Here is a 3,455-nt window from a genome sequence, read left to right as displayed (position 1 = left end):
CGTCGAGGTGGTTGGTGGGTTCGTCGAGCATGAGCAGCGGGGTCTGCTGGGCGAGGGTTCGGGCCAGGACGACCCGGTGGCGCTCGCCTCCGGAGAGCCGGGTGCAGGACTGGTCGCCGCGGCCGGCCAGGCCGACGGTGTGGAGTGCCCGGTCGACGATCTCCTTCTCGCCCTCCTCGCCGAGTGCCCACGGGGTGCGGTGTGGGGTCCTGCCGAGCGCCACCGCTTCGGCGAGGGTGAGTTCCGCCGAGGGGGCTTCTTCCTGCCCCTGGACCGCGATGAGCAGCGCGCGCTGCCGGGACCGCATCCGGTGCACATCGAGACCGTCCACGGTCACCGATCCCTGCACCGGGGCATCCAGGCCGGCCAGGACCCGCAGCAGGGTCGACTTGCCCGCGCCGTTCGGCCCGACCAGGGCGAGGCGGGAGCCGGCGGGGACGTTGAGGTCGACCCCGGAGACGATGACTCTCTTCCCTCTGGCGCAGGACACGTTCTGCGCGACCAGGTGCGCGCTGGCGGCCTGCGTCATGACGCGTTCCCGAAGGTGTAGGCGCGGCGGCCCATGAGCAGCAGGAATACCGGGGCGCCGATGATCCCGGTGACGATGCCCAGCGGCATCTCCTGCGGGGCGGCGACGACCCGGGAGATCACGTCCACCCAGACCAGGAAGAGCGCACCTGCCGCGGCGGCCACGGGGAGCATGGCGCGGTGGGTCGCCCCCACGACGAGCCGGGCGGCGTGGGGGATGATGAGCCCCACGAACCCGACGCCGCCAGCCACGGCGACGAGCACCCCCACCAGTAGTCCCTGGGACACGAAGAGCCCGATCCGCAGGGCCCGCACGGGCACGCCGAGCGAGGCGGCGGTGTCCGATCCGGTTGCATAGGCGTCCAGCCAGGAGTGCACTGCGAGCCCGACGGCCAGCGCGAGCGCCACGACCACCGCGGCGAGCGGGATCTTGGCCCAGGTCGCTCCGGCCACGCTGCCGAGCATCCAGTGCATGACAGTCTCCGCCGAGCGCGAATCGGTGGCGATGAAGACCAGGAACGAGGAGATGGCGGTGAACGCCGAGGAGAGCACCACGCCGGCCAGGATGAGCCGCAGCGCGGTGAGCCCGCCGGTGGCGGTGGCCACCGCGTAGACCAGCAGGGTGGCACCAAGCGCGCCGACGAGTGCGCCGCCGGAGAGGGCCCAGATGCCGAGCCCGCCCAGGAAGCCCATGGTGATCACCGCGGTGGCTCCCACTGCGGCGCCCGCCGAGACGCCGAGGAGATACGGGTCGGCGAGCGGGTTGCGCACGAGGGTCTGCATCGCTGCGCCGGCGAGCGCGAGACCGGCCCCCACCAGCGCCCCGAGCACAGCTCGGGGGAGCCGTAGGTCGAGGATGATGATGGAGTGCGCGCGCTGGGCCTCGCCTCCGGTCATCGCCGCCCACACCGTCCGCCACACATCACCGACCGGGATGTGCTCGGCGCCGAAGGCCACCGAGGTCACGACGCTGATCGCCGTGAGGATCGTGAGCACGATCGCCAACGGGACGGGCGGGATCCTGCGGGCGGAGCGGACCGAGGCCGCGGGTGGTCCGGCGCGTCGGGCGGCCCCCGCCCTCACCACTCTCACCGGGTGCTGCTCCCCGCTCGGGCCCGGGCGGGTGTGTGGCGGAGGCGCTGTCGCACGCGCCGCTCTCCCTCGCTGAGCCGTGGGCATGACGCGCATTCGGTCTTGTCCGACCCCAGCCGGATGAGGCAGCAGGTGTGTCGGTCGTGAACCAGTGCGGGCGGGTTGTCCAGCCGCACCAGCGTCACCAGTGGCCGCTCGCTCAGGGACTTGGCGACGACGCGGGCGCCGTTCTCGACCGCGGCCCGTCGGGAGGTGGGAACGGTCCGGAAGCCGACCCCGAAGGCGCCGGCGCACGACGCCGCCACGCCCCCGAGGGCGGCGCGACGGGTCACGGTCCCGGCGGCCACGCATGCCTCCACCAGCGGAGTCACGTGGTGACGGAGCACGTCGACCAGCGCGGTGGGGTCCGGGCCGCATCCCACCACCGGCGTACCGGGGATCGACACCTCGACGGTGGCACCGGCTGCGTCGAGGTGGGCCCACCAGCGCTCGTGCGCCGGGTCGAGGAGGGTGCCGTCTGCACACCAGGCCGCCACCATGAGGCCAAGGGCCCGGCCCGTGTAGTGCTGGAGTGAGCACAACAGTCCGGGCGCCAGGTGGGAAGTGCCCAGGTGCGTGGAGTAGCGCTGCCCGATCTCACGCCACGAAGCCGGGTCACGAAGCTCGACGGCGCTCCGCCACGCCGGGTCGTCGTGATCGGGTCTGGATCGGTGGGGCACGGGGTATGCCGCGAGTGCCCGTTCGGCTTCAGCACTGATGCCTGTGCCTACGGGCTCATACGTGGGGTACACGTGTGGCCTTATCTCTTCAAAACCTGTGCGCGAGGTTCGCTCGGATGTCGCGGAACCGACAGGTATTCGGACTCGGGATCGACCCTCCCCGGCGCCTTCCCGGAAATCGCTTCCAGTGGCCTCGTGCCGGTTCGGTACCCCACACCGCTGCGCGCCAGTCCCGGATTCTCACCGGGTTCCCTGGCATCCGTCGGTCTCTGTCGAGATCGGCCGGATGCGGTCAGTTCCGCGCTCAGGGTAGCAGTGTGATCGCCGCGAGCCCGGGGGGCACCGTGCCAGGGGCGCCGCCGGTGCCACACTGTCTGCCGTGAGCACCCCCGATCCGATCCGCCGCACGCGCGGCGACCTGTGCCCCGGCGTCCTGCGTCCGTGGCCGGCCGCCGATGGCGCCCTTGTGCGCCTGCGCGTCCCGGGCGGCCGCGTGTCCCCTGCGTCCCTCGCCGTGCTGGGCGAGGTGGCGAGACGATACGGCGACGACGACGGCAACGTGCACCTCACCACCCGAGCGAACCTGCAGCTTCGCGCGCTGCCCCAGGACTCTGACGGGCAGTTGCCTGCAGAGGTGGTGGCGGCGATCGCGGGGACCGAACTCCTGCCTTCGCCGGGGCATGAGCTAGTGCGGAACATCCTCGTGTCGCCGCTGACGGGGCTCGACCCCGACCAGGCTGCGGGCCGCGCCGACCTCCGGCCGGTGACCGACGCCCTGGATGCCGGACTGCTGGCCGACCCCGCGCTCGGTACGCTGCCGGGCCGGTTCCTGTTCGTGCTGGACGACGGCCGCGGTGACCTGGTGGACCGCTCGTGTGACCTGGGGCTGGTGGTCGTGGGACCCGAGCTGGCGCAGCTGCGGATCGGCGAGGGCTGGGGCGAGGTGGTGCCGCTGTCCGAGGCCGCCGCCCGGTTGGTTGCGCTGGCCTGGGCGTTCGCCGATGCCCGCGGCACCGGACCCGAGGCGCCGTGGCATGTCCGCGAGCTGCTCGCGCAGGCCAGCCCCCCTGCCCCGCCTGCCGCGCTCGCTCCGACCGCCGCCCCCGACCCGCGCCT

At 73.0% G+C, this 3,455-nt stretch carries 4 protein-coding genes and 1 riboswitch; of the genes, 1 reads left to right on the top strand and 3 read right to left on the bottom strand.

What is annotated here, in order from left to right:
* The 3 genes from HMPREF3086_RS19385 to HMPREF3086_RS01110 form a co-directional block, all read right to left on the bottom strand.
* Positions 1–529, bottom strand: a 529-nt coding sequence (locus tag HMPREF3086_RS19385) for an ABC transporter ATP-binding protein (RefSeq protein WP_246830840.1), incomplete at its 3' end; no start/stop codon positions are given.
* Positions 526–1,620, bottom strand: a complete 1,095-nt coding sequence (locus HMPREF3086_RS01115) for a FecCD family ABC transporter permease (RefSeq protein ID WP_371441635.1) — start codon at positions 1,618–1,620, stop codon at positions 526–528. The genes HMPREF3086_RS19385 and HMPREF3086_RS01115, both read right to left, overlap by 4 nt.
* Entirely contained in the window at positions 1,617–2,339 is a 723-nt protein-coding gene (locus HMPREF3086_RS01110) for a hypothetical protein (RefSeq protein WP_061915804.1), read from the bottom strand. The genes HMPREF3086_RS01115 and HMPREF3086_RS01110 overlap by 4 nt, the downstream gene beginning before the upstream one ends.
* Positions 2,340–2,450: 111 nt before the next feature.
* Positions 2,451–2,637, bottom strand: a riboswitch (cobalamin riboswitch).
* An 81-nt stretch (positions 2,638–2,718) separates the two neighbouring features.
* Here HMPREF3086_RS01110 and HMPREF3086_RS01105 point away from each other — a divergent pair.
* Positions 2,719–3,455: nitrite reductase (locus tag HMPREF3086_RS01105; protein ID WP_070719747.1), on the top strand; the 737-nt coding region annotated here is incomplete at its 3' end.

This window comes from Dietzia sp. HMSC21D01, from assembly GCF_001815995.1.
Lineage (GTDB): Bacteria > Actinomycetota > Actinomycetes > Mycobacteriales > Mycobacteriaceae > Dietzia > Dietzia cinnamea.
This window is presented reverse-complemented; position numbering and strand designations above follow the sequence as displayed.